This window comes from Lysobacter sp. P5_C4 (assembly GCF_054049695.1).
This window is the reverse complement of record NZ_JBFULX010000002.1, coordinates 466439-492225: the sequence shown is the minus strand read 5'-3', so window position 1 is coordinate 492225 and position 25787 is coordinate 466439. Positions and strand designations below refer to the sequence as shown.

Annotated in this window: 26 protein-coding genes; 10 read left to right on the top strand and 16 right to left on the bottom strand. The window is 66.8% G+C overall.

The window, feature by feature from the left end; translation table 11 throughout:
* Positions 1 to 57 precede the first annotated feature (57 nt).
* From ACXJJ8_RS06700 to ACXJJ8_RS06685, 4 genes are read left to right on the top strand one after another with little or no spacing between them, the layout of a single operon-like run.
* Positions 58 to 393, top strand: a complete 336-nt coding sequence (locus ACXJJ8_RS06700) for a hypothetical protein (RefSeq protein WP_499027980.1) — start codon at positions 58 to 60, stop codon at positions 391 to 393.
* On the top strand, positions 390 to 1481 hold the full coding sequence (locus ACXJJ8_RS06695) for an AI-2E family transporter (protein WP_499027978.1): 1092 nt from the start codon (positions 390 to 392) through the stop codon (positions 1479 to 1481). Before ACXJJ8_RS06700 ends, ACXJJ8_RS06695 begins: the two co-directional genes overlap by 4 nt.
* A gap of 34 nt (positions 1482 to 1515) precedes the next feature.
* Positions 1516 to 2238, top strand: a complete 723-nt coding sequence (locus ACXJJ8_RS06690; protein ID WP_499027976.1) for an HAD family hydrolase — start codon at positions 1516 to 1518, stop codon at positions 2236 to 2238.
* On the top strand, positions 2235 to 3605 hold the full coding sequence (locus ACXJJ8_RS06685; RefSeq protein ID WP_499027974.1) for a leucyl aminopeptidase family protein: 1371 nt from the start codon (positions 2235 to 2237) through the stop codon (positions 3603 to 3605). The genes ACXJJ8_RS06690 and ACXJJ8_RS06685 overlap by 4 nt, the downstream gene beginning before the upstream one ends.
* A gap of 3 nt (positions 3606 to 3608) precedes the next feature.
* On the opposite strand, the gene ACXJJ8_RS06680 is transcribed toward ACXJJ8_RS06685, so the two are convergent.
* The 4 genes from ACXJJ8_RS06680 to ACXJJ8_RS06665 are packed head-to-tail and all read right to left on the bottom strand — an operon-like array spanning position 3609 to position 7107.
* Positions 3609 to 4211, bottom strand: coding sequence for a response regulator transcription factor (locus ACXJJ8_RS06680; RefSeq protein ID WP_499027972.1), 603 nt, complete (start codon positions 4209 to 4211; stop codon positions 3609 to 3611).
* Positions 4208 to 5377, bottom strand: coding sequence for a sensor histidine kinase (locus ACXJJ8_RS06675; RefSeq protein WP_499027970.1), 1170 nt, complete (start codon positions 5375 to 5377; stop codon positions 4208 to 4210). Before ACXJJ8_RS06675 ends, ACXJJ8_RS06680 begins: the two co-directional genes overlap by 4 nt.
* A gap of 18 nt (positions 5378 to 5395) precedes the next feature.
* Positions 5396 to 6187, bottom strand: coding sequence for an ABC transporter permease (locus ACXJJ8_RS06670; RefSeq protein WP_499027968.1), 792 nt, complete (start codon positions 6185 to 6187; stop codon positions 5396 to 5398).
* A complete protein-coding gene (locus tag ACXJJ8_RS06665) occupies positions 6187 to 7107 on the bottom strand; it encodes an ABC transporter ATP-binding protein (protein ID WP_499027965.1) in 921 nt (306 codons plus the stop codon). The genes ACXJJ8_RS06670 and ACXJJ8_RS06665 overlap by 1 nt, the downstream gene beginning before the upstream one ends.
* Before the next feature lie 193 nt (positions 7108 to 7300).
* Between ACXJJ8_RS06665 and ACXJJ8_RS06660 the strand changes: the two genes are divergently transcribed.
* The 5 genes from ACXJJ8_RS06660 (at position 7301) to ACXJJ8_RS06640 (ending at position 13137) form a co-directional block, all read left to right on the top strand.
* Positions 7301 to 8554: an efflux RND transporter periplasmic adaptor subunit gene (locus ACXJJ8_RS06660; protein WP_499027961.1), complete on the top strand. Its 1254-nt coding sequence runs from the start codon at positions 7301 to 7303 to the stop codon at positions 8552 to 8554.
* A 35-nt stretch (positions 8555 to 8589) separates the two neighbouring features.
* Complete coding sequence (locus tag ACXJJ8_RS06655) at positions 8590 to 9279, top strand: ABC transporter ATP-binding protein (RefSeq protein WP_499027958.1); 690 nt, start codon at positions 8590 to 8592, stop codon at positions 9277 to 9279.
* Positions 9280 to 9295: 16 nt separating this feature from the next.
* The gene (locus tag ACXJJ8_RS06650) at positions 9296 to 10456 is read left to right on the top strand and encodes an ABC transporter permease (RefSeq protein WP_499027955.1); all 1161 of its coding nucleotides are present in this window, start codon (positions 9296 to 9298) and stop codon (positions 10454 to 10456) included.
* Positions 10457 to 10466: 10 nt separating this feature from the next.
* Entirely contained in the window at positions 10467 to 11768 is a 1302-nt protein-coding gene (locus tag ACXJJ8_RS06645; RefSeq protein WP_499027951.1) for an ABC transporter permease, read from the top strand.
* Positions 11769 to 11928: 160 nt separating this feature from the next.
* Positions 11929 to 13137 (top strand): ricin-type beta-trefoil lectin domain protein, encoded by a 1209-nt coding sequence (locus ACXJJ8_RS06640; RefSeq protein ID WP_499027947.1) that lies wholly within the window; start codon positions 11929 to 11931, stop codon positions 13135 to 13137.
* A gap of 51 nt (positions 13138 to 13188) precedes the next feature.
* On the opposite strand, the gene ACXJJ8_RS06635 is transcribed toward ACXJJ8_RS06640, so the two are convergent.
* The 4 genes from ACXJJ8_RS06635 to ACXJJ8_RS06620 are packed head-to-tail and all read right to left on the bottom strand — an operon-like array spanning position 13189 to position 15838.
* Positions 13189 to 13437, bottom strand: coding sequence for a DUF1272 domain-containing protein (locus tag ACXJJ8_RS06635; RefSeq protein ID WP_499027945.1), 249 nt, complete (start codon positions 13435 to 13437; stop codon positions 13189 to 13191).
* A 9-nt stretch (positions 13438 to 13446) separates the two neighbouring features.
* Positions 13447 to 14376, bottom strand: coding sequence for an EamA family transporter RarD (gene rarD / locus ACXJJ8_RS06630; protein WP_499027939.1), 930 nt, complete (start codon positions 14374 to 14376; stop codon positions 13447 to 13449).
* The gene (gene yedA / locus ACXJJ8_RS06625; RefSeq protein ID WP_499027935.1) at positions 14373 to 15311 is read right to left on the bottom strand and encodes a drug/metabolite exporter YedA; all 939 of its coding nucleotides are present in this window, start codon (positions 15309 to 15311) and stop codon (positions 14373 to 14375) included. Before yedA ends, rarD begins: the two co-directional genes overlap by 4 nt.
* Complete coding sequence (locus ACXJJ8_RS06620) at positions 15308 to 15838, bottom strand: DinB family protein (protein ID WP_499027933.1); 531 nt, start codon at positions 15836 to 15838, stop codon at positions 15308 to 15310. The genes yedA and ACXJJ8_RS06620 overlap by 4 nt, the downstream gene beginning before the upstream one ends.
* A gap of 135 nt (positions 15839 to 15973) precedes the next feature.
* On the opposite strand from ACXJJ8_RS06620, the gene ACXJJ8_RS06615 reads away from it, so the two are divergent.
* Positions 15974 to 16468, top strand: a complete 495-nt coding sequence (locus ACXJJ8_RS06615) for an Lrp/AsnC family transcriptional regulator (RefSeq protein WP_499027931.1) — start codon at positions 15974 to 15976, stop codon at positions 16466 to 16468.
* 1 nt (position 16469) lies between these two features.
* Here ACXJJ8_RS06615 and ACXJJ8_RS06610 read toward each other — a convergent pair whose 3' ends face one another.
* The 8 genes from ACXJJ8_RS06610 to mltB form a co-directional block, all read right to left on the bottom strand.
* A complete protein-coding gene (locus ACXJJ8_RS06610) occupies positions 16470 to 17318 on the bottom strand; it encodes a methylated-DNA--[protein]-cysteine S-methyltransferase (RefSeq protein ID WP_499027929.1) in 849 nt (282 codons plus the stop codon).
* Positions 17319 to 17406: 88 nt separating this feature from the next.
* On the bottom strand, positions 17407 to 19590 hold the full coding sequence (locus ACXJJ8_RS06605) for a carboxy terminal-processing peptidase (RefSeq protein WP_499027926.1): 2184 nt from the start codon (positions 19588 to 19590) through the stop codon (positions 17407 to 17409).
* Between the two features lie 234 nt (positions 19591 to 19824).
* The gene (gene lipA, locus ACXJJ8_RS06600) at positions 19825 to 20832 is read right to left on the bottom strand and encodes a lipoyl synthase (RefSeq protein WP_499027924.1); all 1008 of its coding nucleotides are present in this window, start codon (positions 20830 to 20832) and stop codon (positions 19825 to 19827) included.
* Positions 20829 to 21533 carry a lipoyl(octanoyl) transferase LipB gene (lipB, locus tag ACXJJ8_RS06595; protein ID WP_499028610.1) on the bottom strand — a complete coding sequence of 235 codons (705 nt, stop codon included), beginning with the start codon at positions 21531 to 21533 and terminating at the stop codon, positions 20829 to 20831. Before lipB ends, lipA begins: the two co-directional genes overlap by 4 nt.
* Positions 21530 to 21808 carry a DUF493 family protein gene (locus tag ACXJJ8_RS06590; protein WP_499028607.1) on the bottom strand — a complete coding sequence of 93 codons (279 nt, stop codon included), beginning with the start codon at positions 21806 to 21808 and terminating at the stop codon, positions 21530 to 21532. The genes lipB and ACXJJ8_RS06590 overlap by 4 nt, the downstream gene beginning before the upstream one ends.
* A gap of 188 nt (positions 21809 to 21996) precedes the next feature.
* On the bottom strand, positions 21997 to 23214 hold the full coding sequence (locus tag ACXJJ8_RS06585) for a D-alanyl-D-alanine carboxypeptidase family protein (RefSeq protein ID WP_499027921.1): 1218 nt from the start codon (positions 23212 to 23214) through the stop codon (positions 21997 to 21999).
* Between the two features lie 82 nt (positions 23215 to 23296).
* Complete coding sequence (locus ACXJJ8_RS06580; protein ID WP_499027918.1) at positions 23297 to 24565, bottom strand: septal ring lytic transglycosylase RlpA family protein; 1269 nt, start codon at positions 24563 to 24565, stop codon at positions 23297 to 23299.
* Positions 24562 to 25746 (bottom strand): lytic murein transglycosylase B, encoded by a 1185-nt coding sequence (gene mltB, locus ACXJJ8_RS06575; RefSeq protein WP_499027916.1) that lies wholly within the window; start codon positions 25744 to 25746, stop codon positions 24562 to 24564. The genes ACXJJ8_RS06580 and mltB overlap by 4 nt, the downstream gene beginning before the upstream one ends.
* Between the last annotated feature and the right edge of the window lie 41 nt (positions 25747 to 25787).

Sequence of the window (25787 nt, the reverse complement as noted above, 5' to 3'; positions counted from 1 at the left end):
CGCGCTCCTCAACCGGCTGTCAGCCAGCATCCCCGTACCCTAACTGCAGAGTCGCGCGTGAGCTTCGAATCCCTCCAGCGGAAAGTCCGGCAAGCCGAAGTCGCGCTCGAGGCGAAGGAGCGCCAGGCCGCAGCCGATTGGCGACAGGTGAAATCGACGTGGCTCGCGTCGTGGACGCCGGGGCGCATCGTCGTCGCCGGTCTGGTTTCGGGCTTCGTCGTCGGCAAACTCGAGCCGGCCAAGAGCGTTGCGAAGGGCAACACGATCCTGCAGATGATGACGGCCGTCGCCGGGATGTTCGCAGGCGGCAGCGCGCAGGCGGCCGCGGGCAAGGCCCAGGACGCGGCGCAGTCCGCCGAGCAAGTGGCGCAAACGCCACCGGTGGATGCATGAGCTTCCGCTTCGAGAACGACGATCCCGAACAACCGCAGCAACCGCCGCGTCCGGGTTCGTCGAGCGCGGCCATCGTGCTCGCGGTGCTGGCGGTGGCCTTCACCACCTACGTCGCGCAGGATTTGCTGCTGCCGGTGTTGCTTGCGGGGTTCTTCGCGCTGGTCGGCAACCCGATCATCCGCCTGCTGCGCAAGCTGTGGATCCCGCGTTTCGTCTCCGCGATCCTGGTCCTGGGCCTGGGCACGTTCGCCACGTATACGCTTGGGCGCGAACTGTTGCAGCCAGGCGCTGAGTGGATCCGCGAAGTGCCGCAGCAGATGCGCGGGCTCGCCCCCAAGTTGCGTTCGCTCACCAAGCCGATGACCGAAGCCAATCGCGCCGCCGAGAACATCGCGCGCGCGGCGGGTGGCGAAACGGCGTCGAAGGTCCAAGTCGTCAAGACCGAGGTCAACGACCCCTATCGCGTGCTGACGGCGACGCCGCGCGTGGTCGCGTCCATCCTGGCCGTCGTGTTGCTGACGTTCTTCTTCATGGTCTACGGCGGGGACCTGCAGCGCAATGCGATCGCGTTGTTGCCCTCGCGACAACAGAAGAAACTCACCGTGGAGATCCTGCACGCGATCGAGACCGAGATCTCGCGCTATGTGCTGACCATCAGCATCATCAACGTGATCGTCGGCCTGGTGTTCGCGGGCTTGCTGTATTTCCTCCTCGGCGTGCCCGCCGACGAAGCGATGCTCTGGGGCACGATGGCCGGGCTGTTGAATTTCGCGCCCTACGTCGGCCCGTTGATCGGCATCTGCATCATGTTGGTGATGGGGCTGGTCAGCTATGGCGAATCGCTCGAGGCGTTCGGGCCGGCGGCGCTGTACCTGGGCCTGCACACGCTGGAAGGGCAGATCGTCACGCCGATCGTGCTCGGCCGTCGCATGGCCCTGTCCCCGCTGATCCTGATCCTGTCGCTGATGGTCTTCGGCTGGCTGTGGGGGATCATCGGCCTGCTGCTGGCGGTGCCGCTGCTGGTGTGCGTGAAGCTGGTGCTGGCGCGCATCGATGGCCTCGATGGGTGGGCCAAGCTGCTGGAATGACGGCAGCGGCTGGCCGGCCCCTTAGAATGGGCCGGTGAACCTCCGCATCCGCGCCATCACCCTCGACCTCGACGACACGTTGTGGCCCTTCGCGCCCATCGGCGCGCGCGTGGACCATGTGCAGCACGATTGGCTGCGCGCCAATTGCCCGCGCACGGCCGAACGCTTCCCGGTCGATGCCATGCGCCGACTGCGCGATGTGGTCAACGCCGAACATCCGCACCTGGCCCACGACTTCAGCCGGCTGCGCAAGCTCACGCTGGCGCGTGCGATGGAACTGGCCGGCGACGACGTGGCCCATGTCGAGCCCGCATTCGAAGCCTTCTTCGCCGAACGCAATCGCGTGGCGTGCTACCCCGACGCGATCGCAGCGCTCGAACGCATCGCCGCACGCCTGCCCGTCGCCGCGGTGACGAACGGCAACGCCGACCTGGAACGTATCGGCTTGAAGCATCACTTCGCCTTCCAGCTCGGCGCCAGCCAGCACGGCGCGCCAAAGCCGGATCCGTCGATCTTCCGCGCCGCGTGCGAACGCCTTGGGCAAGCCCCGCAGCATGTGTTGCACGTCGGAGACGACATCGAACTCGATGTGCTCGGCGCCGCGCGCGCCGGGTTGCGCACGTGCTGGATCCATCGCGACGACCTGCATCCCGAACCGACGTGGCCGCACGCGCACGTGCGCCCCGATCTCGCATTTCCCACCCTCGATGCGCTGGCCGACTGGCTGGACGCGCACCTCCCGGACGACGTCGCATGACCGATTCGAACGGCTTCGCACCGCAGGGAACGAAAGGCTTGCCGCTGTATTGCGTCGAACGCACGGGCTTCGATGCATGGCGGCAATTGCAGGTGCCCGAACTGGGAAGCTGGATCGACGCGCATTCGTTCACCGGTGTTTCTGGCAGCGTGTTGCTGCTGCCCGGGAATGGTGGCATCGCGGGCGCGGTGCTCGGTGTCGGCGATCCGCTGGATCCCTTCTCCTATGCGCACGCGCCGTTCGCGTTGCCGCCGGGGGACTGGGCGCTGGCGAGCGAACTCGATGAGGACGCGCTGCGCGCGCTGCACCTGGGCTGGGGCCTGGGCGCCTACCGGTTCACGCGCTACAAGGTGCCGCTGCGCGCACCGGCGCGCCTGGTCGCGGGCGCGATCGATGCCGAAACGCTCGACGTCATGGCTGCCTGCATGCGTGTGCGCGACCTGGTCAACACGCCCGCCGAAGACATGGGCCCCGACCAGCTCGAACAAGCGTGCTGCGAACTCGCCGAAGCCCATGGCGCGCGCATCGAAGTGGTCAGCGGCGAAGACTTGCTCGACCATAACTACCCGGCGATCTATGCCGTCGGCCGTGCGTCGCATCGCGCGCCGCGCCTGATCGCGGTGCATTGGGGCGACGCCGATGCGCCGAAGTTGACGCTCGTCGGCAAGGGCGTGTGCTTCGACACCGGCGGCCTGAACGTCAAGGCCGCCGACGGCATGCGCAACATGAAGAAGGACATGGGCGGGGCGGCGCATGCGATTGCGCTCGCGGGCCTGGTCATGGCGCGCAAGCTGCCGGTGCGGTTGACCCTGTTCGTCGCGGCGGTGGAAAACGCGATCGGGCCGCTCAGTTATCGCCCGGGCGACGTGTTGAACACGCGGCTGGGCGTGTCGGTGGAAATCGACAACACCGATGCCGAAGGGCGCGTGGTGTTGTGCGATGCGCTGGCCCGCGCGGCCGAAGACAAGCCGGCGTTGTTGGTCGACTTCGCGACCTTGACGGGCGCGGCGCGCATCGCGCTGGGGCCGGACCTGCCGGCGTTGTACGCGAACGATGAATCGGTGGCCGCCGATTGGCTCGAAGCGTCGGGCGTGCAACGCGATCCGGTGTGGCGCATGCCGTTGTGGCGGCCTTACCTGCGTTATCTCGTGAGCAATGTCGCCGACATCGCGAACGGCGGGCCCTCGCGCATGGCCGGGAGCGTGACCGCGGCCTTGTATCTCGAACGCTTCGTGCCCGCCACGCAGCCGTGGGCGCACCTGGATGTGTATTCGTGGAACGACACCGATCGCCCGGGCAAGCCGACGGGTGGCGAGGCGCAGGGTTTGCGTGCGGCGTGGGGCATGTTGAAGCAGCGGTTCGCGTAAGGTTTACAACCAGCCTTTCTGCCGCGCGAGGCGATAGGCCTCGATGCGATTGCCGACGCCGAGTTTGCCGATCGCCTCGGACAGATAGTTCCGGACCGTGCCGCTCGACAGATTCAATTGCGCAGCGATTTCCGACGCCGACATGCCGTCGCCCGCCAGCCGCAACACCTGCCGTTCGCGATCGTTGAGGGGATCGGCCTCGCTCCACGCATCGATCGCCAGTTGCGGATCGATCGCGCGCCCACCGCGATGCACCTTGCGCAGCGCTTCTGCGAGATCCTCGGCCGGCGCGTCCTTCAACAGATAACCCGAGACGCCGGCATCGAGCGCACGGCGCAGGAACCCCGCGCGTCCGAACGTCGTGACGATCACGACCTTGATCGGGAGCGCGTGCCGCTGGATGCGTTGCGCGAGTTCCAGGCCCGACATCCCGGGCATTTCGATGTCGGTGACGAGCACGTCGGGCTTCAGGCGCTGCACTTCGCGCCACGCGGCCTCGCCGTCGGGCGCCGTGCCGACGACTTCCAGGTCGCTTTCCAGCGACAGCAGCGCCGACAGCGCCCCGCGCACGAGTGCCTGGTCTTCCGCCAACACGATGCGGATCACGCGGGCAACCCCACGCGCACCAGGACCTTCGTGCCGTTGCCCTTCGTCGATTCGACGCTCAACGTGCCGTCCATGCAGCGCACGCGATCACGCATGCCGGCCAGGCCGTTGCCGTCCTCGGTGACGCCACCGCGGCCGTTGTCTTCCACGCACATGCGCACGCTGCGCGCATCGGTGTCGAAGGCGACACGCGCGTTCGTCGCCTGCGCGTGGCGAGCGATATTGGTCGCCGCTTCGCGCAGCACCAGCGCCAGGCCGCGTTCGACGTCCGGCGGCAGGCCTGCGGGCGGTGCGCCGTATTCCAGATGCACGTTCGAGGATTCGAGCAGCAGGCGCGCCGAAGCGAGTTCGGCGGCCAGATCAGCCGACCGGATGCCGGTGACGGCGCTACGCACCTCGGCCAGCGCGTGGCGGGCGACGCGTTCGGCCTCCTCCATTTCGCGCCGGGATCCCACAGGATCGCGTTCGCTCAGCTTGCGCGCGAGTTCCAGCTTCAGCGTGATCAGCGACAGCGTGTGGCCGAGCAGGTCGTGCAGGTCGCGGCCGATGCGCTCGCGTTCGGCGGTCGCGGCCAGGCGGCGCACTTCGTCGTGCGAAAGCTTCAACGCGATGTCCTTGTCCGCGCTCATGCGTTCGACGTTGACGATCACACCGATGATCAGCGTCATGGCCGGCATCCACGCGATCATCTGCCACGGATAGCCCACCGCCATGCAGATCGCCGCATACAACACGTTCAGCCCCAGCCATTGCACCAGGAACACCGGGAGCGCGCGGTGGCGCTTGCCCGCGTGCAGCATCACGCAGCCGAACACGAAGTAGCTGATGCCCGAGGAATACCAGGGCAACAACACGAAACACAGCGCAGCCATGCCATAGGCGTAACAATCCGATACGCGGCGCGAGGAGAGCAGCGTCTTGGCATACAACGCGATGAACACCGGATACGACGCCGCCGTCAGCGCGACCCACTGCCACGTGTACCCCGGGCCGAACATCGGGGTGACGAACACCCACATCGACCAGAGCAGGTGGACGGCGTCGGTCCACGGCGACTTGCCCTGGCGGATGAGGTCGGCGATCGCCGAATCCGGCGCGGGCGTGAACCCGCGTCGCGCGAAGAATTGCGCGATGCGGGGCGGGATGGGCGCGGCGGTGGCGTGCATGCGGTGAATGCTAAAGCTTCAGCCGACCTTGCGCAGGCGCCTTGCGGCCAGCCACAGGACGACCAGGGTGAACACCACCAGGAACGCGACATGCGGCAGTGCTTTCACTTCCGCGATGTCCACTGCATCCAGCGCGAGCGCATTGAGGTGATAGCTGGGAAGCGCCGGTGCGATCGACTGCAGCGTCTTCGGCAGGCTTTCCAGCGGGAACCAAAGGCCCGAGAGGAAGGCCATCGGCAGGTAGAGCATGTTGATGACCGCAGGTGCGCCCTGCCCCTTCACCAGCGTGCCGAGCAACAGCCCCAGCGCGCAGAAGGGCAGCACGCCCGGCACGTTCGACAGATACAACGCCGCGATCTGCGCACCCGTGACGGGCACGTGCGCGACGAACACCGCGAGCAGGACCAGCAAGGTCAACACACCCGCGGCGACGCCCATCGCCATGACCATCTTGCCGATGAGGTAGGCATACGGCGGCGCCGGCATCGCGCGCTTGAGCGTGAGCAAGCCGTTCTCGCGTTCCATCGCCAGCGACACGCCGAAGCCGAACAGCCCGGGCGCCATCACGCCGAACGTGCCGTACGCGGCGAGCAGATAACGCCCGGCCTCGCTGCCCGGGCGCGCGAGGAACACGCCGAACATCATGTAGAACACGGTCGGGAACAACAGCGTCGGCAGCATGAAGCCCGGGTTGCGCAGGTAACGCAGGCATTCGGCGCGCATTTCCTGCAGGTAGGCGTTGAAGACGCGGGCGCGCGGCATGGCGTCGATGCGCGGGCGTTCGGAGCGGATCGACAGCTTCGTGGACATCACGCAGCCTCCTGCAAGGTCGCGGCGGCATCGTCGCGGGTGAGTTCGGTGAAGGCTTCGGCCAGGCCTGCGGCGCGCACTTCCAGCCCGCTCAATTGCGCATCCAGCGCAAGCAGGCGACGCACGACGGCTTCGGCATGCTCGGTGTTGATGCACAACCGATCGCTTTCGCGCGTGACCTCGATGACGCCCGGCCAGGCTTCGATGATCTCGATCGGCAGTTGCGTCACGCAGCGCACGCGCTTCATCGCAACGCGCGCGCGAAGCGCATCCAAGCTGCCTTCGCTGATCACACGGCCCTTCGCCATCACGCACACGCGGTCGGCGAGCGCTTCTGCTTCCTCCAGGTAGTGCGTGGTCAACACGACGCCATTGCCCTCGGCGACCAGATGGCGAATCGCGGCCCAGAGTTTCTGGCGCGCTTCGATGTCCATGCCGACGGTCGGTTCGTCCAGGAACAGCAGCTTCGGCCGGCCGCACAAGGCGAGCGCGAATTGCACGCGGCGTTGCTGGCCGCCGGACAACTTGCCGTACGGGCGCTTCAACAGATCGGCGACACCCGCCAGCTCCGCGCTTTCCTGGACGGTGCGCGGCGCCGGGTAGTAACTGGCGGCCAGGCGAATGAGTTCGCCCACGCGCAACGTCGCCGGCAGTTGCGCGTCCTGCAACATCACGCCGATGTGGCGGCGCGCGCCGATGTCCTGTGGATCCTGGCCGAACAGTTCGACCGAGCCGCCGTCGGCGCGCAGCAGTCCGAGGAACAGGCCGATCGCGGTGGTCTTGCCCGCGCCGTTGGGGCCCAGCAGTGCGAGCAGCTCGCCGCCGCGCAGGATCAGGTCCACGCCGTCCAGCGCGCGCACCTTGCCGTAGGACTTGCTTGCCTGGTGCAGGCGCGCGAGTGCGCCTTCGCCGATGGCCATGTCGAAGCTCCTCGAGGATGTGGCGAAGATGCTGCGCCTGCACCGGTCGGCGTCGTAGTCCGGACCTTCATGCAAAGGACATGACATGCGTCAGGTGCGTCCAGGCGTGGCCTTCCGTACGCTGCGCCCCGTGCAATGGCATCCGCCTGCCCGCTTGGTCACACTAGGCGCCTCCCCCCGTCCCTGGACCACCATGCCCAACGCGTCCGCCGATCTGTTGAAGGAATTGCGCATCGACCGCAGCGCGCCCCCACCCGCGCCGCACTCGCGCAAGCGCTGGGCGTTGCTCGCCATTTTCGGCGGCTTGTTCGCGGCACTCGTCGGTGCCTGGACGGCCTTCGGGCGCAACGGCGCGACGGAAGTCGAGACGGCGCAAGTGACGGCCGTCGGCGGCGCAAGCGGCAATAGTGCCGCCACGGTGCTCGACGCGACCGGTTACATGGTCGCGCGCCGCATGGCGACGGTGTCGGCGAAGATCACCGGCAAGGTGCGCGAGATCAAGATCGAAGAAGGCATGCACGTCGAAGCCGGCCAGATCATGGCCACCCTCGATCCGATCGATGCCGACGCCGAACGCACACTGATGTCCTCGCAGGTCGGCGCCGCGCAGAGCCAGATCGGCATGGTCCAGGCGCAGCTCAAGGAAGCCGAGGCGAACGTCGGGCGCTTGAACGGACTGGTCAAGCAGCAACTCGTCGCGAAAGCGCAGTACGACCAGGCCGTCGCCGAACGCGATGCATTGCGCGCGCAATTGCTGACCGCACAACGCAACGCGCGTGTCGCGGGCGATCGCCTGCGCATCGCCGACCAGGGTGTCGACAACACCATCGTGCGCGCGCCGTTCGCGGGCATCGTCATCGCCAAGGCCGCACAGCCGGGCGAAATCGTTTCGCCGCTGTCGGCCGGGGGCGGCTTCACGCGCACGGGCATCGGCACGATCGTCGACATGGATTCGCTGGAAGTCGAAGTCGAAGTGGGCGAAGCCTTCATCGGCCGCGTCAAGCCCGGCATGCCGACGCAGACCATGCTCAACGCGTATCCGGACTGGAAGATCCCCGGCCACGTCATCGCCATCATCCCCGCCGCCGACCGCGGCAAGGCGACGGTGAAGGTGCGCGTTGCGGTCGATCAGAAAGACGCGCGCATCGTGCCCGACATGGGCGTGCGCGTCAGCTTCCTGGAAACCGCGCCGCCGAAAGATGCCGCGCCGCGCAAGCCGACGGTGCTTGCGCCGGCGAGCGCGATCGTCGATCGCGGCGGAAACGACGTCGTCTTCGTCGTCGCCGAAGACAAGGTGCAGCAGCGCGCGGTCAAGGTCGGTCGCACGCTCGGCGATGATCGCGAGATCACCGATGGCCTGGCCGGCGGCGATACCGTCGTCCTCGCACCGCCCGAATCGCTCGCCGATGGCGGCCGCATCAAGCAGAAGAAAACAGAAGCGCAGTAACTCCCTACCCGCTACACAGACCCCCCGGAGTTCGCATGTCCACCCTCGTCAGCATCCGCAACCTGCACAAGAAGTACCGCCGCGGTCCGGAGACCGTCGACGTCCTGCACGGCCTGGACCTGGATATCGACGAGGGCGATTTCGTCGCGCTGATGGGGCCCTCGGGCTCGGGCAAGACCACGCTGCTGAATCTCATCGGCGGTCTCGATACGCCCTCCGGCGGCGAGATCTCCGTGGGCGGTGCGCGCATCGACCAGCTCGCCTCGGGCCAGTTGTCGAACTGGCGCAGCAACCACGTCGGCTTCGTCTTCCAGTTCTACAACCTGATGCCGACGCTCACCGCGCAGAAGAACGTCGAACTGCCGCTGCTGCTCACCAAGCTCTCGGCCGCGCAGCGCAAGCGCAACGCGGAGATCGCGCTGGAACTGGTCGGCCTGAAGGACCGCGGCAAGCATCGCCCGTCCGAGCTCTCCGGCGGCCAGCAGCAGCGCGTGGCGATCGCACGCGCGATCGTCTCCGATCCCACGCTGCTCATCTGCGACGAACCGACCGGCGACCTGGACCGCGCATCGGCCGAGGACATCCTGGGCTTGCTGCAGATGCTCAATCGCGACCACGGCAAGACCATCGTGATGGTGACGCACGATCCGAAGGCCGCGGAATACGCGACGCACACGCTGCACCTCGACAAGGGCAACCTCGTCGAACAAGCCGTCCACGCTTGATCGCCGGAGGCCAGCGATGAAATATTTCCATCTGATCTGGGCGGCCCTGTTCCGCTCCAAGACACGCACGTTCCTCACCTTGTTCTCGGTGATCACGGCGTTCTTCCTGTTCGGCATGCTGGATTCGGTCCGCGTCGCCTTCAATTCCGGTGGCAGCGTGACCGGCGCCAACCGCATGATCGCGTCCTCGCGCCTGTCGCTGACGCAGATGCTGCCGTACAGCCTGGATTCGCAGATCCGTTCGATCCAGGGCGTGAAGAAATCCTCGTACGCGGCATGGTTCGGCGGCATCTACCAGAAGCCGGAGAACTTCTTCCCGAACTTCTCCGTCGGCCCCGACTATCTCGATCTGTATCCCGAGTACGTGTTGCCGGCGGACCAGCGCAAGGCCTGGGAATCCGATCGCGTCGGCGCCGTCGTCGGCGAATCGCTCGCGAAGAAGTTCGGCTGGAAGATCGGCGACACGATCCCGTTGCAGGCGACGATCTTCCCGACCAAGGGCAGCAACGACTGGACCTTCCGCCTGGACGGCATCTTCCATGTCGCCGATGAGAAGCGGAAAGGCCAGGAAGCGGTGATGTTGTTCCACTGGAACTACTTCGACGAGTCCAACGATTACGTCAAGGGCCGCGTCGGCTGGTACATCGTGCAACTCGACAACGCGGGGAGCGCCGATCGCGTCTCCAAGGCGATCGACAAGCTCTCGGCGAACTCCGACCACGAGACCAAGACGCAAACCGAGGAAGCGTTCAACCAGGCGTTCATCAAGCAGATCGCCGACATCGGCATGATCGTGAGCGGGATCATGGGCGCGGTGTTCTTCACGCTGCTGCTGCTCACCGGCAACACGATGGCGCAAGCCGTGCGCGAACGCATCCCGGAACTGGCGGTGCTCAAGACGATCGGGTTCACCAACCGCAGCATCCTGATGCTGGTGCTGGGCGAATCGGTCCTGCTCGTCGCCATCGGTGCGGTCATCGGCCTGGCGCTCGCGCCCATCGCGATGATCGCCACGACGAAGGGCAGCGGCGGCTTCATCCAGTTGCCGCAGTCCTTGCCGGCAGAAAGCTGGATCACCGGGTTGCTGCTCATGCTCGTATTCGGCGTGCTGTCGGGCTTGTTGCCGGCACTGCGCGCGATGCGCCTCAACATCGTCGACGCCCTCGCGGGCCGCTGAGGAGACCCCCATGAAATTCTTCGTGAATTTGCTCCTCCTGCTCTTGTTGGCCGCCGTGCTCGGCGTTGCGGCGTTCCTGCCCTACGGGATGATCGGCCTCGCCGTGATCGTGCTGATCTGGTTGTTCACCACCCGCAGCGGCGGACTCGCACGTGCGGCGACAGGCATCGGTATCGCGGGTTTGCCGCAACGCTGGGGTGCCTCGCTCGTCATCGTCGTCGGCATCGCCGGTGTCGTTGGCGTGCTCGTCGCGATGCTCGCGATGGGCGAAGGCTTCCGGGCCACGCTGTCGAACACCGGTGGCACCGACACCGCGATCGTGTTGCGCGGTGGTTCGCAGGCCGAGACCAACTCGGTGATCACGCGCGACCAGGTGCCGCTGATTTCGGCGCTCGCAGGCATCGCACGGGGCCCCGACGGGCGTCCGATCGTTTCACCGGAGCTGTCGCAGGTCGTCAACCTGCAGAGCATGGCCGACGGCACCGATACCAACGTGCAGTTCCGCGGCGTCGGGCCGGATGCATGGGCCATCCGACCGAACCTGAAGGTCGTCGAGGGGCGCAAGTTCAACGGCGGCCTGCGCGAGATGGTCGTCGGGCGCGGCGCGCAGAAGCAGTTCCGCGGGTTGGAAGTGGGCAAGCAACTCAACCTCGCCAACCAGATCTGGACGGTGGTGGGCGTGTTCGAATCGGGCGATTCGAATGAGTCCGAACTGTGGGCCGATGCCGACGTGCTCGGCCCGGCTTACCAGCGCCAGGCCTTCCAGTCGGTGACGGTGAAACTCGACGGCAAGACCGGCTTCAAGCAATTGAGCGGCGCGTTGGCCGCCGATCCGCGCCTGAAGCTCGACGTGTCGACCACGCACGACTACTACGCCAAGCAATCGGAGAACCTGACGAAGTTCCTGTCGATCCTCGGCATCGTGATCGGCACGATCATGGCGGTGGGTGCGATCTTCGGCGCGCTGAACTCCATGTACGCAGCCGTGGCGGGACGTGCACGCGAGATCGCGACCATGCGCGCCATCGGCTTCCGCGGTCTGCCCGTGGTGACGGCGGTGATGCTGGAGACGATGTTGCTCGCGCTGCTCGGCGGCTTGCTGGGCGCGGCGATCGCGTGGCTGCTGTTCAACGGGCACACCGTGTCGACGCTGGGCAACAACTTCAGCCAGGTGGTCTTCCAGTTCCGCGTCACGCCGGAATTGTTGTGGACGGGACTGAAGTGGGCGCTGGGCATCGGCCTGGTCGGCGGCCTGTTCCCGGCGTTGCGCGCGGCGCGATTGCCGGTGACGGAGGCCTTGCGCGCGGCGTGATCGTTCAAACAGGTGTTGCATCCGGAGGCCGCGCACTGCGCGGCCTCTTTTTTGGCGGTCGGCTCTGCCTGCAACGTAGAGACTTCGCATAGGCCAGTGGCGAGGGATCCAACATCGTGGCGCGCGGCGCACCCCGCGTCCCAAAAGGACTCCTCCCACAATGCATCGTTGTAAACGATCGATCGCGCTGAGCGCGCTCCTGTTGTCCATGTTCGCAAGCGGCGCCGCCGCCGAGGACATCGTCGGCGATTTCACCAATGAGACGACGGCCCAGGGTTGGGCGTTGTCCTCCGAACTGTTCTGGCTGGCCAATCCGGAGACGCTGCGTACACCGCCGTCGATGAACGGAAGCGGTTGGCTGAGCCTGATGGCGAACGCGCCTTCGAAGGAACAGATGTCCTATGCGACGTCGTCCACGCTGCTGGATACGCGGCTGCCGATCCGCATCCAGTACGAGTTCCTGTCGTACGACACGCGGTACAACGTCGGCGCCACCGCCGGGTTCCATCTCCTCGACCCGACGAAGGGTCCGGAGTTGCACCAGGCAGGCAAGGCGTTCGAATGCGCTTCGTCGGCGCTCATGGTGAAGTTGGGCTACGAAGGGCCGTATTACGACGCATGCAATGGTCCCCACGAGTTCTGGGGCAGGTACAACCGCGTCGTCGTCCGCGCCGACAACACGGTGATTGCGCGCGACCAGGCGCCGATGTGGCTCACCTGCGGCAACTACAACAACATGCACGGAGATCGCATCGAGGCGCGGCATTGCGCCACGCGCGAGGAAGCCGTTGCACGCGGATTCGTCCGCGCAGTCGATGCGACGGTCACGCCCAACTTCGGCGTTGCCGGCTACACATTGGACGTGAAAGTCGACGGAAAGCCGATCTATACGCAACTGGCGGTCGCAAAAACGCTACCGGCGCAGGTGCAGTTCGGCCTCTGGGGCGAACATCATGGGCGGCCCCATCATGAAGTCCGCAACGTGCGGGTCACGCAGGACACATTGCTGGTCAGCGCCGTCAACGGCCACTGCGTCGAAGTCGCAGGCAGCATCGCGCCGGGGCGTTCGCTCGCGGCGTATCCCTGCCGTGGTCGCCCGAACCAGACGTTCCGGTTCGCGAACGACAGGATCGAAGTCGGCAACCTGTGTCTTGCTGCATTCTCCGGCAACGGCACGCGTATCGTTGCGCAGGCGTGCCACGACCAGTCGAATCAGCAGTGGGAGCGGACACAGACCGGGCAGCTGCGCAGCATGATTGCGGGTGTCCAGCGTTGCATTACGCTGGGGACGACCGGCACGCATCTGACGATGCAACCCTGTAATTCGACGCTGGTCGCACAGCAGTTCGCGGTGCGCGGCGCGCCGTAAGCGTCACCGGGACGGGCGCCGCACGCGCCCGTCTCTCACCGGGTTCGTCGCTCAGCCCGCTTGCCTGCAGCCATCGGGCTTCAGCACGCGTTGCGTCGACGCGGGGCTCTTCGCAAGCAGGTGCGCCGCGCGCGTCGGGCGTGGGGCGAAGGTGCCACCGCAATTGGGGCAGCGGCCCTTCAGCACACGCGTCGCACAGTCGGCGCAGAACGTGCACTCGAACGAACAGATCACCGCGTCGTGTGCGTCGGGCGGCAGGTCCTTGTCGCAGCACTCGCAGTTGGGGCGCATCTGGAGCATGGCAACCTCTCAGCGTGACGCGTTGGCGGGAACCAGTGCCGCACGTGCGTTCGCACGACGCGCACGCAACGCCCCGTCGATGGCGAAGATCGCCAGGGCGATCCAGATGCACGCGAAGCCCACCGCGCGGTCGCGGTCGAAGGCTTCATGGAAGACGAACACGCCGATCAGGAATTGCATCATCGGCGCGACGTACTGCAACAACCCGATGATCGACAAGGGCACGCGGCGCACCGCGTAGGCGAAGCCCACGAGCGGCAGTGCGGTCAGCGCGCCGCTGACGATCAGCATCACGCTCATCGCGATGCCGTAGCCGTCGAAGAAGCCGCCCTGCCCGTGCGTTTCGCTCCAGGCGAGCATCGCGAGGACCGGCAGGAACAGATACGCGCCTTCGACGCCGAGGCCATCGATCGAGTCGACCGCCGCGAGCTTGCGGATCAATCCGTACAGCGCGAACGACGCCGCGAGCGCCAGCGCGATCCACGGCAGCTGGCCGAAGCGGAACGTCAGCCACGCTACGCCGAGTGTCGCGATCGCCACCGATACCCACTGCACGTGCCCGAGGCGCTCGCGCAGGAAGACGACGCCGAGCAACACGTTGAGCAGCGGATTGATGAAGTAACCCAAGCTCGATTCCACGACATGGCCGGCGTTCACCGCCCAGATGTACAGCCCCCAGTTGAAGCCGATCAGCACGCCGGAGAGCGCGAGCATCCACCACGTGTTCGGTTTCGACAGCGCGCGCTTCAGCCAACCGCGTCCGTCGCGCCAGAACAAGAACCCACCGACGATCACGGCGCTCCATGCGATGCGATGCAGCACGATCTGCAGCGAGGGCACCGACTTCATCAGGTGCCACCACAGCGGCATGACGCCCCACAGCAGGAAGGAGGCGATCGCGATCCACAGGCCGCGACGGTCCAGCGTGTGTTCGCTCACGCCGCCGGCTCCTCGGCTGCATCGCGCAAGTCCGCTTGCGATGACGCCGGCGATGCGGCACGCGCCTTCGCCAGCGTGATCAGCACGACACCGGCGAGGATCACGGCCATCGCGCCCAGGTCGTGCGTGGTGAACGATTCGCCACCGATCAACGCACCGATCAACACCGCGAGCGGCGGGTTGACGTAGGCATAGCTGGTCGCGAGCGCCGGCCGCACGTGGTGCAGCAACCAGATGTAGGCGGTGAAGCCGAAGATCGAACCGGCGACGACGAGATACAGCAGCGCGGCGGTGGATTCAACACTCGGCATCGTCGTGATGCGCTCGCCCGCGACGAGCGCGACCACGATCAGCCATAGCGTGCCGACAAGCATCTGGCCGGCGGCCGCCATGAAGGGCTCCGGAAGATCCTGGTCGCGCGACCAGATCGACCCCCACGCCCACGCGAGCGGCGCGATGATCAGGCAGATCAAACCGAGCGTCGAACCCGACAACGCGCCGCCGACGCTCAACCAGATCACGCCGAGGAAGCCGATGATCAGGCCGCCCCATTCCATGCGGGAGGGATGGCGGCCGCGCAGCATCGCGAACACGCCGGCGAACAGGGGCATCGACGCGACCGCGATCGCCGCCAGGCCCGAGCCGACCTGCGTCTCGGCCTTGTTCACCAGCGCGTTGGACAAGACGACCATGAAGATCGACAACTTGCCGAGCGTGATCCATTGCTTCTTCGTCGGTGCAGCGACGCCGCGCATGCGCAGCACCGCGTACATGATCGATCCGGCGATCGCCATGCGGATCGCCGCGAGCAGGAAAGGTGGATAGCCGTGCAGCGCGAAGCGGATCGCGAGGTAGGTCGATCCCCACAGGATGTAGACGGATGCGAGCGCCAATCCGATCGCGAGCGGTGTGGCGGGTTTCAAAGGCGTGCTCATGCGGGGGCTTGTGCGAAGAAGGCGTGGGGAAGCGCGCGCGGCTCGCTCGCATCGATGCGGCAGGCGAGCCATTGCAGGCCGGCGAGGTGTTGGTGGTCGTGGCTGCACAACAGGTGCATCAGGCCGCGGACGGTGACCGGGCCGAAGCCGGCGAAGGTCGCGGGACGCTCGAGTTCCTCGGGCGTGAGTGCCGCGAGCAGCGCAACGGTTTGCGCTCGCGCGGCTTCGAACTCGTCGAGCGCCTGTTCCGCGCTGCCACGTTCGCCGTTCGATTCGGCGAGCGCGTAACTGTCGATGTCGGCGAGCAGCGGTGCGTTCTCTTCCAACGTTCGCCGGAAGCGGACGTGGTAGCCCTCGCGCTCGATGTCGCGCACGTGCCAGAGCTGGTGCAGCGGGTCGAAGTGTTCGCTCGGGCAGCCGTCCCAGGCCTCCGGCCGGAAGTGGGCGTGGCGGGGCGGAATCGCGGCATAGTGCGCGCGCAGGACCTGGGGGAACTGCGCGAGGGAAGCGAGGATCGGGTCCTGCATCGGGGCTCCCGACGAGGGGGAGGTCGGAAGCCAGCACTCTAGCGATCCGCCCGGAATCGCGCTTGAAAATTCGTGCGCTTGCGCGCAAGAATCTTGCACGGCGCGAGAACGCGCATCACCCTGCGAGCGCACACGATGTCGACCACGCCCTTCGCACTGGACGAATTCGACCACCGGCTGCTCGAACTGTTGCAGGCCGACGCCGACGCCACGCTGTCCACGCTGGGCGACGAGGTGGGCCTGTCGGCCAGCGCCGTGCAGCGACGCATCAAGCGGTATCGCGAATCGGGCCTGATGCGCCAGGTCGCGGTATTGAATCCGGCGATGCTCGGCAACGTCACGCTGGCGACGGTGCTGGTCGCGCTGGAGCGCGAATCGGCTCGCCACCATGCCGCCTTCTATGCGCGCATGCGCAGTTCGGTGGAAGTGCAGCAGTGCTACGTGCTCGCCGGCGAGTGGGATTACCTCGTGATCCTGGCGACGACCGGGTTGCCGCATACGCGCGAAGTGGCGGAGCGCTTGTTCGGCAGCGACGAGACGCTCAAGCGGTACGAGACGCGCATGGTGTTCGAGCCCATCAAGATGGGATTGCATCTGCCCACGCGCGCGCCGGTGAAGCGGAAGAAGTGAACTACGCGGCGGCTTGTTCGCGACGCAGCAGTTGTTCCTTGAGCGGAAGGCCCCAGCGGTAGCCGCCGAGCGTGCCGTCGTTGCGCACCACGCGGTGGCACGGTACGAGGATCGCGATGCGGTTGTGCGCACAGGCACTGGCGATCGCACGCGCGCCTTGCGGTGCGCCCACGTCGGCCGCCAGCGCCGAATAGCTGCGGGTTTCGCCGCGCGGAATGCGCATCAGCGCATCCCAGACTTTCCTCTGGAAGGCGGTGCCGAGCAGGTCGAGGTCGACGTGCGCCAGCTTGCCCGATAACGCGTCTGCCACGGCGCGCACGCGCGGGGAGAGGAATTCGTCGCGGCCAGCGTCGACGCATTCCAGGTGCGCCTGCGGGAATTCCATGTGCAGGCTGCGCTCCAGGCCCGCGGCATCGCGGCCGAGTTCGACCATGCAGATGCCGCGCTCGGTGGTCGCGACCAGTGCCTGTCCGAGTGCGGTATCGACGATGCTCCAGCGAATGCGTTCGCCCTTCCCGCCGGCGCGATACCGCGCCGGCGTCATGCCGAGTCGCGCGGCACCGGCTTCGTACACGCGCGATGGCGAACCATAACCGGCGTCGTACAACGCGCCGCTGACATCGTCGCCGTCGCGCAGCGCGGACTTCAGTGCGCCGAGCTTGCGCTGCGAAAGGAATTGCGCCGGGCTCAGCCCGAAGCGCGCGGTGAAGCTGCGCTGCAAATGCGAGGGACTCAGGCCCACGACGTCCGCGAGCGCTTCCAGGGTAGGCTCGTCCGTCTCCAGCACGCGGCGCGCATGCTCGAGTTTGCGGATCGTCGTGTCGCTGGCCTTGGTTGCGATCATATCCATGGGTGGAAACGATACGGGCGCCCGAAGGCGCCCGCTATCCGATTCTTGCCGTGTGGCGCGTAGGGAAACCCCGCGCGCCGCCTCGGGATCACTCCGACCAGTGGCCCAGCGTGCGCGCAGCCGGCAGCACCTGCTGCGAGAGCTTTTGGTCGTTGGTCAACAGCGTGAGGGCGTCGGCGAGGATCGCGGCGGATTCGCGGAGCAGCGGATCCGGACGCTTCTCTTCCAGCTTTTCGCGCTTGGCGTCTTCGGCGATGTTGCGTTCGTTGGCCTGCAGGCCGTCGTCGCTGTCGTCGGCGAAGGGATCCAGCGGGAGGCCCATCGCCTTGCGCTCGGCCTGGCGCTGCTTGCGCTTGGCTTCGAACTTGTCGCGCTCGGCGCGGCGCTCGCCTTCGTTGAGCGAAACCGACTTCTTCGCCGACTCCTCGCGGAACTGCGCCACGTCCTGCGCCCACCACTGGAATTCCTTGTCCTTCGCCACGCGCGCGGTGTGCAGGGAGTCGAGACGCGGAATGATCGGTGCGAAGTTGCCGTACTGCGTGTGGTCGACCGCCTGGATGCGCGACCACGGCAAGGCGTTGTCGTAGGTGCTTTCGCCGAACTCGCTGGCATCCACCGAGACCGGGAACGCGATGTCCGGCACCACGCCCTTGTGCTGCGTGCTGCCGCCGCTGATGCGGAAGAACTGCGCGATGGTCAGCTTCACCTGGCCGTACTTGTCGCCGTCGTTCTGCGGCCAGCGGTCCAGGTCGATCAGGTTCTGCACCGTGCCCTTGCCGAAGGTGGTTTCGCCGATGACCAGGCCGCGGCCGTAATCCTGGATCGCGCCGGCGAAGATTTCCGAGGCCGAGGCCGAACCACGATTGGTGAGCACCGCAAGCGGGCCATCCCACGCGACGCCGGCGCGCGTGTCGTCCTCGACGCTCACGCGTCCGCCGGATTCGACCACCTGCACCACCGGGCCGCGATCGACGAACAAGCCGGTCAGCTCGACCGCCTCGGTCAGCGAACCGCCGCCGTTGTTGCGCAGGTCGAGCACCACGCCGTCGACCTTCTGCGCCTTGAGCTGCGCGAGCAGTTTGGCGACGTCGCGCGTGGCCGACGCATAGTCGTTCGCGTTCTTCCGGCGGCCTTCGAAGTCCTGGTAGAAGGCCGGCAGCTTGATCACGCCGATCTTGCGCGACGCGGCGCCATCGGCGCCCGGCACGGTGATGGTCTGCGCCTTCGCGGCCTGTTCTTCCAGGCGCACCTTGTCGCGCGTGAGCACCAGGCGCTCGGGCTTGGAATCGGCGGGCGATTCGGCCGGCACGACGTCCAGGCGCACGGGCGTGCCCTTGTTGCCGCGAATCTGTTCGACGACATCGTCGATGCGCCAGCCGACCACGTCCTTCATTTCGCCCGACGTGCCCTGCCCGACGGCGACGATGCGGTCGCCCGGCTTGAGCTTGCCGCTGCGCGAGGCCGGGCCGCCCGGGATGATCTCGCGGATCACCACCACTTCGTCCTGCTTCTGCAGTACCGCGCCGATGCCTTCCAGCGACAGCGACATCGTCAGGTTGAAGTTGGCCGCGGTGCGCGGGTTGAAGTAATCGGTATGCGGGTCGATCGAGTTCGCGTACGAGGTCAGGAAGGTCTGGAAGATGTCTTCGCCGTTGAGATCCTCGACACCCTTGACGAGGTTGCCGTAACGCTTGTCGAGCGTCTTTCGGATTTCGTCTGGCGCCTTGCCGGCGAGTTTCAGGCGCAGCCAGTCGTTGCGCACCGACTGCGTCCAGATCTTGTCGAGCGTCGCCGTGTCGGCCCACGCCGCCTTTTCGCGATCGTAGTCGTAGCGGTCGGTGCCGCTGAAATCGAACTTGTCGGTCTTCAATGCCTTGCGCGCGAACGCGGTGCGCTCGGCCACGCGTTGCTTGTAGATGGCGAACATCGCGTACGGCGCGTCCATCGACCCGCTCTTGATCGCATCGTCGAGCTGCGTCTGGTACGGCGCGAACTTCGCGACGTCCTGCGCGGTGAAGAACAGCTTCCCCGGATCCATCGCTTCCATGTACCGCTTGTAGATGTCCTTCGACAGCGTGTCGTCGAGGTTGCGCGGGCGGTAGGCGAAGCGGCTGTCCGACAACAGCCCATAGACCAGTTCGGCGGTCTTCGCCTGCGCGGCATTGGGGCCGTCGGGCAGCTTGCTGTCGTTGTCGGCGCGCGCGAGCAGCGCGATCGGTGCCGACAGCGCGAGGGCGATGGTGAGGACGGGCAGGGTCTTGCTGAGCTTCATGGGCGCTTCCGGGCCCGGTGGGGCGGGCCGACAAGGGAACAAACGGGGTGCCGCGGGTTCGACGGCAAGTCCAGACTGCGACCGAGCATCGATAGGCCGACAGTGCCGAAAGTTTCCGGCGCGCGCCAGCGGCAAAAGATGAGACTGCGCGTTCAGCCCAGGGGGACCATTCATGCCGGACGCCCGCTTTCGCGTGGCGTTAACGGAATCCGAAGACGAACCCGAACCGCGCCTTTACGCCGCCACGAAGCCGGCGTCGATCGCCTGCCGGTCGGCGTGGTACGACGAGCGCACCAACGGGCCCGAGGCCACGTGGGTGAAACCGAGCGACATGCCGTAGACCTCGAGTGCCTTGAACTCCTCGGGCGTCCAGTAGCGCAGCACCGGATGGTGGTGCGGGCTGGGCTGGAGGTACTGGCCGATGGTGACCATGTCCACGTCGTGCGCGCGCATGTCGCGCAGCGTGGCCTGCACCTGTTCCATCGTCTCGCCCAGGCCGAGCATGATCCCGGATTTGGTGGCGACCTCCGGGTGCTGCGCCTTGAACTTCTTCAACAGCGTGAGCGACCAGGCGTAGTCCGCGCCGGGCCGCACGTTCGAATAAAGGTCCGGCACCGTCTCGACGTTGTGGTTGAACACGTCCGGCGGGTTGGTGGCGAGGATCTCCAGCGCGCGGTCCATGCGGCCCTTGCCGCGGAAGTCGGGCGTGAGGATTTCGATCTTCGTGCGCGGACTGTGGTGGCGCACCGCGCTGATGCAGTCGACGAAATGCTGGGCGCCGCCGTCGCGCAGGTCGTCGCGGTCGACCGAAGTGATCACGACGTACTTCAGGCCCATGTCGGCGATGGTGGTCGCCAGGTGGAGGGGCTCGCCGGCATCCGGGGGCTTCGGGCGGCCGTGGGCGACGTCGCAGAACGAGCAGCGGCGCGTGCAGACCTCGCCGAGGATCATGAAGGTCGCCGTGCCGTGGCTGAAGCACTCGTGGATGTTCGGGCAGCTCGCTTCCTCGCACACCGTGACCAGGCGGTTCTCGCGCAACTTGGCCTTGAGGTTGGCCACCGAATTGCCCGAGGGGATGCGCACGCGGATCCACGAGGGCTTGCGCAGCACGGGCGTGTCGGCGAATTGCACGGGCGAGCGTGCGATCTTGTCGCCGGCGATCTGCTTCGCGCCGGGCACCAGCGACGGTGCGGCGTCGCCGACGATGGTCAGCGGGATGGCCTTGGACTCGATTTCGCTCATGGGGACGGTGCCACGAATAATTCGGGGGAGGCAGGCTGGAGCTGCAAGCCGAATTGTACGGCGAGGTGGTCCAGCAGCCGGGGTTTGATGGCGTCGAGGTTGCCTGGCCCACCCAGGTCTTCCATCGAAACCACCTGCAAACCCGCATAGCCGCACGGGTTGATGCGGTGGAAGGGTTCCAGGTCCATCGCGATGTTGAAGGCCAGTCCGTGGAAAGTGCAGCCACGGCGCACGCGGATGCCCAGTGCGGCGACCTTCGCATCGTTCACGTAGACGCCCGGCGCGCCGTCGCGGCGCTGCGCGAGGATGTTCCAGTCGCCCAGCGTGTCGATGATCGCCTGTTCGATGCGGTTGACGTACTCGCGCACGCCCACCTTCAGCCGCTTCAGGTCGAGCAACGGGTAGGCCACGATCTGGCCCGGGCCGTGGTAGGTCACCTGGCCGCCCCGGTCGACGTGCAGGACCGGGATGTCGCCCGGCATCAGCACGTGTTCGGGCTTGCCGGCCTGGCCCAGGGTAAAGACGGGGTCGTGTTCGACCAGCCAGATTTCGTCGGGCGTCTGATCGGTGCGCGAATCGGTGAAGGCCTGCATCGCGCGCCAGACGGGTTCATAGGGCCTGCGGCCGAGGTCGCGCACATGGGCCGGGCGCGCCTGCGATTCGCGCGCGGTGCCGGCCTGCGGCGCGGCGGCGACGCTCAAAGTGTCCACTTCACCTCGGGATGCGCGCGCAGGGCGGCGTGCGCGGCGTCGTATTGCGCCCGCGAGTCGGCCTTGAAGGCGATGCGCACCGAAACGTACTTCCCGTTGGAGGAATGCTTCCAGCTGACCGATTCGCTCACCACGTCGATGCCGGCGTCCATCAGGAGCCGTGGAAGTTCGGCCTGCAGGTCCGCGGCCGCGGCGCCCATGGCGGAGAGCTCGAAGGTGCCCGGGAACTGGAAGCCGTGGTCGGGGTTGTCGGACTTGATCTCCATCGCGGGATTATGGGACCGTGATCCGGCGAACCCAACCCCGGCAGTACGGCCCTGATCGAACACCGGGACCGCGCCGTCGGCCGCGACGAGCTGGTGCGCGCGGTCTTCGGCCGGCCCGATGTGTCCGATGCGCAACTGGCGCAGGTGGTGTTGCGGGCACGGCGCCATTCTTGATGCGCGTCAGCGCATCAAGAATTCCACCACATCATCAATTCGTCCCACATGCGCTTGAAGAAGCCACCTTCTTCCACGGCGTTGAGCGCCACCATCGGGCGCTGCGCGATCACCTTGCCGTCGAGCGTAACCTTCACGCTGCCGATCTTCTGGCCCTTCGCGATCGGCGCGACCAGCGTCTTCGGGATGTCCATGCTCGGCTTGAGCTGCGCGTACTTGCCGCGCGGCGTGCTCACCAGCATCGGCGAATCCACGCCCAGCTGCACTTCATCGGCGGCGCCCTTCCACACCTTCTGCTTGGAGATCGCCTTGTTGGCCTCGTACAGGCGGTGGGTTTCGAAGAAGCGGAAACCCCAGTTGAGCAGCGCCTGGGAATCCACGGCGCGCTGGTTCTCGCTGGTCGAACCCATGACCACCGAAATCAGGCGCTGGTCGCCGCGCTTGGCCGAGGCCATCAGGCAGTAACCGGCGCCGCTGTGGTGGCCGGTCTTGATGCCGTCGACGGAAGGATCGCGCCACAGCAGGAGGTTGCGGTTGCGCTGCGTGATCGGGCCGACCGTGTATTCCTTGATCTTGTTGTACGAATACGCTTCCGGGAAATCGCGGATCAGTGCCCGACCGAGCAGCGCCAGGTCGTGCGCGCTCGATACATGGCCCGGCTGCGACAGGCCATGCGGGTTTTCGAAGTGCGAGTGCTGCATGCCGATGCGCTGCGCGTAGGCATTCATCAGCGAAGCGAATGCATCTTCACTGCCGGCGACGTGTTCGGCGAGTGCGATCGCGGCATCGTTGCCCGACTGCACGACCATGCCCTTTTCCATCTCGACCAGCGGCGCGGTCTTGTTCACTTCGAAGCCGCTGTAGCTGCCCTCGGTGCCGGCGCCGCCTTCGCGCCACGCATGCTCGCTCATCATCACCGGATCGGTGCCCTTCACCTTGCCGGACTTCATCTCGGCGGCGACGACATAGCTGGTCATCACCTTGGTGATGCTCGCCGGTTCCAGCTGCGCATCGCCGTTCTGGCCGGCGATGACCTGGCCGGTCGCGAAGTCCATCAACACCCAGGCCTTGCCCTGGATCTGCGGCGGCGGCGGCACGGGCAGCGAATCGCTCAGCGCGGCGGTTGCGGCAGGTGCGGCGGGCTTCGGCGCCGGTGCCTGGGCGAGCGACAGGCCGATGAAGGAAGTGGCGAGAGCCGCGAGTGCGAGGGCGGCGAGGGGACGGACGTTCATCAGGACGGCGGGCTCCAAAAATGCGAGCGAAAGGGAAAGAAGACGGGAATTCTAGAGGTCACGGCCGCGCCGTGCCGGGGATTCAGTCGCGCACGATGTTCGGGCGGCCGAATCCGAGACCTGCGACGGTCGCGCTGAGTTCCGCAACGCGCTCGCCCGGCACCGGGCCGACGCGCAGGCGCCACACTTTCTGGCCCGACGCGGTGGCGTCGAACAGGCGTGCATCGCGAATGCCGGCGCCTTCGAGCATCGCAAGCGCGCGCTCTGCGTTCGCGCGTGCGGCGAAGCTCGCGACCTGCAGCACGACGGCGTCGCCCTTCACCACGGGCGCCGGTGTCGTTTCCGGTACGGGCGGCTGCGGATTGGAAGCGGCCGTTTCAGTCCGAACGGGTGCCTTCGCCGGTTCCGCGGGCGGGCGCTGGTCCGGTGCGCCCGATTTTCCGGTCGCAACACGCACCTGGCGTTCCTTCATCCATTGGTCGAACTCGTCGGCCGTCATCGCCTTGCCGTCCTGGCGCATGTCGAAGCGCCACGGGCCGGGCGGCGTGGGTTCGGGCTCGGCGTTCGCGGCGGTCGGCTTGCGTTCGCCCGCTTCCGCGCTCGCGATCGGAAGCGCCGCAACCATGCGGTCCATTGCGCTCGGCGACACGGGCGGTGGCACGGGATCGGGCGCGGCGACGCGCATGTCCGGGCCGCGGTCGTTCACCGTGAGCGCGCGCACCTCCACGTTCGCGGTGCCCGCCGGATACACGCCGAGCTTCACCGCGGCCGCATAACTCAGGTCGATCACGCGCCCGTCGTGGAAGGGGCCGCGATCGTTCACGCGCACGACCACCGACTTGCCGTTCGCAAGATTCGTGACGCGCGCGAACGACGGGATCGGCAGCGTCTTGTGCGCGGCGCTGAAGGCGTACATGTCGTACACCTCGAGCGACGAGGTGCGCCGGCCGTGGAATTTCTGCCCGTAGAACGACGCCGTGCCGCGTTCGACGTAACCCGCAGGATCGTCGAGCACGTGGTATTGCTTGCCGAGAACCGCGTAATCGCGATTGCCGTAGCGCGAACGCGGTTCGGCCACGACATCGGGCTCGGGAATCAGGTGCACGTCCTCGATCGGCGGCGGTGCGCTGTCCTTCACGTCCGGCGCGTACAGGCCGCCGGCGATGTAATCGCCACGCTTGGAGAGATCTTCCTGCGCGGCGGCATAAGGCGAGCGGCGCTTGCCGCCCGGTGCGTTCGCGGAGGCCTTCGAAACGGTGGTGGAAGACTGCGACGGCGCCGGCGCCTTGGTGGTGGGCGCCCCGCCGCACGCGGCGAGCAGCAGGCACAACGCCGGCAGCGCGCGCTTCATGGCGGCGTGCGCTCTGCCTGCACCGGCGGCGCCGGCACGGTGGCCAGTTGCGTTTGCTGCGCCACCTGCGCATCGCGCCCGGCGATCGACTCGGCCAGTTGATACACGGCCGTCGCGTACAACCGCGAGGTGTTGTACTTGGTGATCGCGCGGAAGTTGTCGAACACCATCCAGTATTCGGTGCCCCCCACGCCATCGAAGCGCACGATCTGCGCGGGCGTCGCCGGTGCCAGCGGCAAGGTCGTGCGATAGCCGATCGGCGCGAAGCTTTCGAAGGGCTGCATCACGTCGATGTTCTCGGCGCTGTAGTCGGTCGCCGACGGATCGCGCAGCGCGGCGGTCATCACCGGGCCGCCGCGTTTCCAGCCACCCTTCTTCGCGAAATAGTTGGCGACCGACTCGACCGCGTCGTCGATGTTGCCGAACAGGTCGCGCTTGCCGTCGTCGTCGCCATCGACCGCGTACTGGCGGTAGCTCGATGGCATGAACTGGCCGTAGCCCATCGCGCCGGCATAGCTGCCCTTGAGCTGCGTGATATCCAGGGCCGCTTCTTTCCCGAGCGCGAAGAACTGCCCGAGCTCGTCGCGGAAGAAGGCTTCGCGCTGGTTTTCGCGCGCGGCCTTCGCCGGATCGCCGGTGCGGGGGTAGTTGAAGGCGAGCGTGTACAGCGCATCGATGACCGGATAGCTGCCCTTGTTACCGCCGTAGCTGGTTTCCACGCCGATGATCGCGGTGATGATTTCCGCCGGCACGCCGAAGCGGGCTTCGGCACGCGCCAGCGCATCGCGGTTGGTCGCCATGAAGGCCTTGCCGCCGTCGATGCGCCCTTGCGTGATGAAGATCGGGCGGTAATCGCGCCAGGGTTTGGCTTCGGCCGGGCGCGACATCGCGGCGATGATGCCGTCGCGCGTCTGCGCCTTGTCGAGCACCGACGCGATGTACGCCGGATCGATGTCGTACTTCGCCGCGGTCAGGCGAACGAACTCGGCGCGTGCGGCGCTGATGTCGCGCAACTGCGGCGGGATCGGCGCGGCGGGCGTGGGGGCCGGCGTCGCAGGCGCGACCTGCGTGGTGGCGGGCGGCGCTGCGGTTTGCGGGGAAGGCGGGGCCTGGGTCGCGCATCCGGCGGCGAGCGCCAGGGGGACCAACAGGACGTACCGCGGGAATGCGCGTCTCGTCATTGCGCCGGAATGTAGCGCAGATGCGTGAATGTGCAAACCAT

What these genes read in the sequence shown, in the direction of transcription:
- mltB (WP_499027916.1), bottom strand. Translation starts at nt 25,746, where the DNA reads ATGACGAGACGCGCATTCCCGCGGTACGTCCTGTTGGTCCCCCTGGCG.
- ACXJJ8_RS06695 (WP_499027978.1), top strand. Translation starts at nt 390, where the DNA reads ATGAGCTTCCGCTTCGAGAACGACGATCCCGAACAACCGCAGCAACCG.
- ACXJJ8_RS06685 (WP_499027974.1), top strand. Translation starts at nt 2,235, where the DNA reads ATGACCGATTCGAACGGCTTCGCACCGCAGGGAACGAAAGGCTTGCCG.
- ACXJJ8_RS06610 (WP_499027929.1), bottom strand. Translation starts at nt 17,318, where the DNA reads ATGGATATGATCGCAACCAAGGCCAGCGACACGACGATCCGCAAACTC.
- ACXJJ8_RS06650 (WP_499027955.1), top strand. Translation starts at nt 9,296, where the DNA reads ATGAAATATTTCCATCTGATCTGGGCGGCCCTGTTCCGCTCCAAGACA.
- ACXJJ8_RS06605 (WP_499027926.1), bottom strand. Translation starts at nt 19,590, where the DNA reads ATGAAGCTCAGCAAGACCCTGCCCGTCCTCACCATCGCCCTCGCGCTG.
- ACXJJ8_RS06580 (WP_499027918.1), bottom strand. Translation starts at nt 24,565, where the DNA reads ATGAAGCGCGCGCTGCCGGCGTTGTGCCTGCTGCTCGCCGCGTGCGGC.
- lipA (WP_499027924.1), bottom strand. Translation starts at nt 20,832, where the DNA reads ATGAGCGAAATCGAGTCCAAGGCCATCCCGCTGACCATCGTCGGCGAC.
- ACXJJ8_RS06590 (WP_499028607.1), bottom strand. Translation starts at nt 21,808, where the DNA reads ATGGAGATCAAGTCCGACAACCCCGACCACGGCTTCCAGTTCCCGGGC.
- ACXJJ8_RS06615 (WP_499027931.1), top strand. Translation starts at nt 15,974, where the DNA reads ATGTCGACCACGCCCTTCGCACTGGACGAATTCGACCACCGGCTGCTC.
- ACXJJ8_RS06585 (WP_499027921.1), bottom strand. Translation starts at nt 23,214, where the DNA reads ATGAACGTCCGTCCCCTCGCCGCCCTCGCACTCGCGGCTCTCGCCACT.
- ACXJJ8_RS06635 (WP_499027945.1), bottom strand. Translation starts at nt 13,437, where the DNA reads ATGCTCCAGATGCGCCCCAACTGCGAGTGCTGCGACAAGGACCTGCCG.
- yedA (WP_499027935.1), bottom strand. Translation starts at nt 15,311, where the DNA reads ATGAGCACGCCTTTGAAACCCGCCACACCGCTCGCGATCGGATTGGCG.
- ACXJJ8_RS06640 (WP_499027947.1), top strand. Translation starts at nt 11,929, where the DNA reads ATGCATCGTTGTAAACGATCGATCGCGCTGAGCGCGCTCCTGTTGTCC.
- ACXJJ8_RS06665 (WP_499027965.1), bottom strand. Translation starts at nt 7,107, where the DNA reads ATGGCCATCGGCGAAGGCGCACTCGCGCGCCTGCACCAGGCAAGCAAG.
- ACXJJ8_RS06645 (WP_499027951.1), top strand. Translation starts at nt 10,467, where the DNA reads ATGAAATTCTTCGTGAATTTGCTCCTCCTGCTCTTGTTGGCCGCCGTG.
- ACXJJ8_RS06670 (WP_499027968.1), bottom strand. Translation starts at nt 6,187, where the DNA reads ATGTCCACGAAGCTGTCGATCCGCTCCGAACGCCCGCGCATCGACGCC.
- ACXJJ8_RS06620 (WP_499027933.1), bottom strand. Translation starts at nt 15,838, where the DNA reads ATGCAGGACCCGATCCTCGCTTCCCTCGCGCAGTTCCCCCAGGTCCTG.
- ACXJJ8_RS06675 (WP_499027970.1), bottom strand. Translation starts at nt 5,377, where the DNA reads ATGCACGCCACCGCCGCGCCCATCCCGCCCCGCATCGCGCAATTCTTC.
- ACXJJ8_RS06655 (WP_499027958.1), top strand. Translation starts at nt 8,590, where the DNA reads ATGTCCACCCTCGTCAGCATCCGCAACCTGCACAAGAAGTACCGCCGC.
- ACXJJ8_RS06660 (WP_499027961.1), top strand. Translation starts at nt 7,301, where the DNA reads ATGCCCAACGCGTCCGCCGATCTGTTGAAGGAATTGCGCATCGACCGC.